General features: G+C 65.8%; 5 protein-coding genes and 1 pseudogene. 5 read left to right on the top strand and 1 reads right to left on the bottom strand.

Features of this window, described 5'->3' with window-relative positions:
• Positions 1-855: pseudogene (locus EN925_RS22140) on the bottom strand (transcriptional regulator); the annotation flags it as partial.
• A gap of 254 nt (positions 856-1,109) precedes the next feature.
• Here EN925_RS22140 and cysK point away from each other — a divergent pair.
• From cysK to EN925_RS22115, 5 genes are all read left to right on the top strand, one after another.
• Positions 1,110-2,198, top strand: a complete 1,089-nt coding sequence (gene cysK, locus EN925_RS22135) for a cysteine synthase A (protein WP_127368096.1) — start codon at positions 1,110-1,112, stop codon at positions 2,196-2,198.
• Between the two features lie 13 nt (positions 2,199-2,211).
• Complete coding sequence (locus tag EN925_RS22130; RefSeq protein WP_127368097.1) at positions 2,212-3,699, top strand: aspartate aminotransferase family protein; 1,488 nt, start codon at positions 2,212-2,214, stop codon at positions 3,697-3,699.
• Positions 3,700-3,748: 49 nt separating this feature from the next.
• Entirely contained in the window at positions 3,749-4,105 is a 357-nt protein-coding gene (locus tag EN925_RS22125; protein WP_024502169.1) for a hypothetical protein, read from the top strand.
• 127 nt (positions 4,106-4,232) lie between these two features.
• Positions 4,233-4,604, top strand: a complete 372-nt coding sequence (locus EN925_RS22120; protein ID WP_063169665.1) for a hypothetical protein — start codon at positions 4,233-4,235, stop codon at positions 4,602-4,604.
• 114 nt (positions 4,605-4,718) lie between these two features.
• On the top strand, positions 4,719-5,259 hold a 541-nt coding region (locus EN925_RS22115), incomplete at its 3' end, for a (4Fe-4S)-binding protein (RefSeq protein ID WP_128336923.1).

Here is a 5,259-nt window from a genome sequence, read left to right as displayed (position 1 = left end):
GCCGCTCTCCTCGACAAACGGCATCACCGCCAGCGAAGCGTGGCTGGGCTCGACCGGGCCGGGTGCGGTGGGCATGGTGGCCACCAGTGGCGATAGCGTGGACAGGCAGGCCGTTCGAAGCGAGGTGCCCGACTGTCGGTCGCGGATCGCCCGCCAGGCCGCGCGAAGCGGTGCGAAATCGAGCTCCTCCGACCGAAACAATCGTTCCGCCGCGGCCAGATGCTCTTCGGCCGCGCCGACCTCGCCGCGCCCGGCCAGATTGGACAGCAACGCCAGATGTCCGCACGTGTCGAACGGCGCCAGTTCCACCCATGTGTCGAGATGGGCGATCGCCTCGTCACTATAAGCCGGCAGGCTCGCGACAAGGCGTTCCAGCACGGCGGCATGGCAAGCGCTGAAGCGGCGGCGCTGCGCGATCAGCCAGCTGTTGAAATGCGGGCTGCGCTCGAGCTCCAGCCCGTCGAGGAAATCGCCGGCAAACAGTCCGGCCAGCACGCGCAAGCGCTCGACGTCAAGCGTGCCGATCCCTTGCGCGGCGGCGCGGCTGACCTCCAGCACATCGATCAGGCAATCGTCGAGATCGAGTGCGACCGTATCGCCTTGGGTGGAGACCCGGCGCCGGGCCGGCATGTCAAGCGCGCCGCGCAGCTTGCTCAGGCACCAGCGCAGTTCGCCCCTTGGGTCGTTCGGCACATCCCACAACAACTCGCACAGGCGACTGCGGCTGACCGGATGCGGCGCCAGCGCCAGATAGGCGAGCAGCGCGCGCAGCTTGCGTGACGCAGGCAGGGCAACCGGAGCGCCGTCGCGGGAGATCATCAGCGGTCCGAGCAGGCGCACGGAAAGGACCGGCATGTCGCCGTCCGGCCTCGATCGAGTGGATTCCACGTGCGTTTCCACGCCTGCTCCCACGCTGGCCTGTCGGCCTCTCCTGTATCACCAAACACGACACGGCGCATCCGGCAGCGGATCTCAGCGCCGGATACGGCCATTGCCGCTGTGCGGCATGTCAGTCCTAGCGCGGCAAGGTCACCAAACCTCGCCGCCCAACCCGCCGGTTTGTAACCGGCCCGTGAAGACAAAACGCGATGACAATCAAGGAGACCAAGATGTTGCAGCAGCAGAAGATCAGAACCACGGCCGGGCGCGGCCGCCTGTTCGACAGCATTCTCGACACCGTCGGCGACACGCCGGTGGTTCGCATCAACAATCTCGGACCGTCCCACGCGACGATCTACGTCAAGGCCGAGTATTTCAATCCCGGCGCCTCGGTGAAGGACCGGCTGGCGCTCAACATCATCGAGGAGGGCGAGCGCAGCGGGGCGCTGAAGCCGGGCCAGACGGTGGTCGAGGCGACCAGCGGCAACACCGGCATTGGCCTCGCCATGGTCTGCGCGCAAAAGGGCTATCCGCTGGTCGTCACGATGGCCGACAGTTTTTCGGTCGAGCGCCGCAAGCTGATGCGCATGCTGGGCGCCAAGGTGGTGCTGACGCCGCGCGCCGAAAAAGGTTTCGGCATGTACAAGAAGGCGGTGGAACTGGCCGAGGCCAATGGCTGGTTCCTTGCCCGCCAATTCGAGACGGCCGCCAACGCCGCCATCCACGAGGCAACGACGGCGCGCGAGATCGTCAATGATTTCGCCGGCTCGCGGCTTGATTGCTTCGTCACCGGCTATGGCACCGGCGGCACGGTGGTGGGCGTGGCGCGCGTGCTGCGCCGCGAGCGGCCGGAAACCCGCATCGTGCTCTCCGAGCCGGCCAACGCGCAGCTCATCGGCAGCGGCAAGGTCCAGCAGCGCGGCGTCGATGGTGCTCCCGCCGCCAGCCATCCAGCCTTCGAGCCGCACCCGATCCAGGGCTGGACGCCGGATTTCATCCCCAACGTGCTGCAGGAGGCGATCGACACCAGCCTCTATGACGAGGTGATGCCGATCGCCGGGCCCGAGGGCATCAAATGGGCGAGGGAATTGGCGCGCAAAGAGGGCATCTTCACCGGCATTTCCGGCGGCGCGACCTTCGCCGTGGCACGGCAGGTCGCGGAGGAGGCGCCGGCCGGTGCGGTGATCCTGTGCATGCTGCCCGACACCGGCGAACGCTACATGTCGACACCGCTGTTCGACGGCATCGAGGCCGAGATGGATGCCGACGAGACCGCCCTGTCGCGCTCGACGCCCGGCTGCCAGTTCCCGGCGGCTTGACGGGAGATCTGGTATGGACGCCGTGCAAGAAAACCTCGGCCTTTTGGCCGAGGAAACGCTCGATCCCCTGGACTGGGCCGATGTGCAGGCCCTGTCGCACCGGGTCATCGACGATGCGGTCGATTACCTCCGCGATGTGCGCGACCGCCCGGTCTGGCGGGAGATGCCGGCCGATGTGAGAGGGGCCTTCTCGGCGCCGCTGCCGCGCTCGCCGGCGCCGCTGGATGCGGTCTATTCTGAGGTGTCCCGCACGGTGATGTCCTATCCAATGGGCAACATCCATCCGCGCTTCTGGTCCTGGTATATGGGGTCGAGCAATTTCACCGGTGCGCTCGGCGATTTCCTTGCGGCAATCCAGGGCTCGAACCTCGGCGGCGGCAACCACGCCGCCGGGCTGATGGACAGCCAGGTGGTGAACTGGTGCAAGGAGATGCTGGGCTTTCCCGCTTCTGCCGGCGGCACGCTGGTCAGCGGCGGCTCGATGGCCAACATCATCGGGCTGACCGTGGCGCGCAACGTCAAGGCCGGCATCGACGTGCGCGAGCATGGTGTCGCCGCCATCGAAGAGCCGCTGCGCTTCTACGGCTCGGAGCAGATCCACTCGTGCCACCGCAAGGCGATGGAGGCACTTGGCCTCGGCAACCGGGCACTGCGCCGCATCCCGACCGATGCCGGGCTGCGCATCGATATCGCCGCCTTGCGGGCAGCGATCACAGACGACCGCGCGGCAGGGTTCAAGCCGGCCTGCGTCATCGGTACGGCGGGCACCGTCAACACCGGGGCGATCGACGATTTGCAGGCGCTTGCGAAGCTGTCACATGAGGAAGGCCTCTGGTTCCATGTCGACGGCTGCATCGGCGCGCTGATCGCCATTGCGCCTGAGAATGCCCATCGCGTCGCCGGCATCGAACGGGCGGATTCGGTCGCGCTCGATCCCCACAAATGGCTGCACGCGCCGTTCGAAGTCGGCTGCGCCCTGGTCAGGGATGCCGCCGCGCATCGCGGGACCTTCGCGGTGACGCCGGAATATCTGGAATCGACGCCGCGCGGCCTCGCTTCCGGCGAATGGCTGCACGACTACGGCCTGCAGACGTCGCGCGGTTTTCGCGCGCTGAAGGTGTGGATGGCGCTGAAGGAGCACGGTGTCGAGAAATTCGGCCGCCTGATCGACCAGAACATTGCCCAGGCCGTCTATCTTGCCGGCTTGATCGAGGCCGCGCCGCGGCTGCAGCTGGCGGCATCGCCGACCGTCAACATCGTCTGCTTCCGCTATCAGCCCGGTCTGACAGGCGAGGCTCTGAAGGTGCTCAACACGGAGATCATGCTGCGGCTGCAGGAACAGGGCATTGCGGCCCTTTCGGACACCACGGTGCATGGCGAGCACTGGTTGCGCGTGGCGATCACCAATCATCGCACACGGCGCGAGGATCTCGACCTGCTGGTGCGTGAAACGGTGCGGCTGGGGCATGAGATCGCGACGCAGGGTTCCGCACCTTCCTAGTAGCGGGCAGGCATGCGATTCTGCCGCGGTGATTCGGGAGATCCAGGCCGTGACGCTGTTTCGTATGGTTGCACTGGCGGCGCTGGTCTTCACCGCCTCGGCGCAGGCCGCCGACATGGCCTTCTTCGTCAAGAACCTGCGCAAGGAAGCAGTCGCGGTCGAGCTGTTCAGCCGCGACCGCGAGACGGTCTGGCCGGGCAACGACAAGGTGTTCCTGATCGCCCCAGGGTCGCAGAAATCTGTGCCGTTCTCCTGCAATCAGGGCGAACATATCTGCTATGGCGCCTGGGCCGACGGCAATGACAGCCTCTCGGCCGGCGTCGGGCCGGACAATGACCAGCCTTGCGACACCTGCTGCTTCATCTGCGTCGAACACTCGACAGAGACGATCGATCTGGTGCCGTAGAGCGCGGAAGTTTTCGTTGGACCCAAATTAAGTCAGGGATCGGCTCGTCCGGTCCACTTCCGCGATTCAGCGCTGCGTGCGATGGTCGCCACGCGGCCGGGTGGGCCGCTTATTCAGGGGGTCACTCATGTTTCATATCTATGCGCGCCGCGTGCTGGCCGCGCTGTCTCTCCTCATGCTGCTCGTGCCGGCGGCGCGTGCCGACGATGTCACCTTTGCCATCAAGAACGGCCACCCCAACGCCATGCGCGTCGAACTCTACAGCCAGGATCGCGACTATGTCTGGCCGGGCGATGACAAGGACTTCTACCTCGACGACGGCGAGACCAAGCAGCTGCCGATATCCTGCAACGCCGGGGAATCGATCTGTTACGGCGCCTGGGTCGATGGTGACGAGGGCACCTATTGGGGCGTCGGCCCCGGCAACAAGGAAAAATGCGAGGATTGCTGCTATACCTGCAGCGGCGGCGAGACCGAGGAGATCGAACTGGTCCCCTGACCGGTTTGCCAGCTTGACGGTCTTCGGGCTGGAGCCATAGCCTGTGCAAATACCCAGCGCGCGCCGCCTCGAACTGTTCAGACGCGACGTGCTTCAGGCAAAAGGAGCTCAGCTATGGCCGGCATGGTCGAAAGCGACAAGATCGACGTCGGGTTTTCCGGCAAGCGCTGCATCCATTCGCGCAACTGCGTGCTCGGCGATCCGCACGTCTTCGTGCCCAACGCGCCGGGTCAATGGATCCATCCCGAGGCGGCCAGCGTCGAGAAGATCGTCGCCATCGCCGAAAGCTGCCCGTCGGGCGCCATCACCTATGTCAGGAAGGATGGCGGGCCGCAGGAGCAAGCACCGGTGGTCAACACGGTGCGGCTGCGGGAAAACGGCCCGCTGGCGGTACACGCCGAGATCGTTCTCGACGGCGAGACTTCTTATCGTGCCACGCTCTGCCGCTGCGGCGCTTCGGAAAACAAGCCGTTCTGCGACGGCAGCCACAACAAATCCGGTTTTGCCGCCACCGGCGAGCCGCAGCTGAAGGACACGCCGGCGCTCGAAGCGAGAAATGGTCCGCTGAAAGTGACGCCGACCACCAATGGCCCGCTCAAGCTTGAGGGCAATCTCGAGATCGTCACCGGAACCGGCCATACGGTCGACCGTACAC

This window comes from Mesorhizobium sp. M7A.F.Ca.US.006.04.2.1 (assembly GCF_004022915.1).
Lineage (GTDB): Bacteria > Pseudomonadota > Alphaproteobacteria > Rhizobiales > Rhizobiaceae > Mesorhizobium > Mesorhizobium ciceri.
Note: the sequence above shows the minus strand (reverse complement) of the source record. Positions and strands in the feature narration are given on the sequence as shown.

Bases quoted from the DNA above. Each gene is read 5' to 3' on its own strand.
- cysK (WP_127368096.1), top strand. From the start codon at position 1,110: ATGTTGCAGCAGCAGAAGATCAGAACCACGGCCGGGCGCGGCCGCCTG.
- EN925_RS22130 (WP_127368097.1), top strand. From the start codon at position 2,212: ATGGACGCCGTGCAAGAAAACCTCGGCCTTTTGGCCGAGGAAACGCTC.
- EN925_RS22120 (WP_063169665.1), top strand. From the start codon at position 4,233: ATGTTTCATATCTATGCGCGCCGCGTGCTGGCCGCGCTGTCTCTCCTC.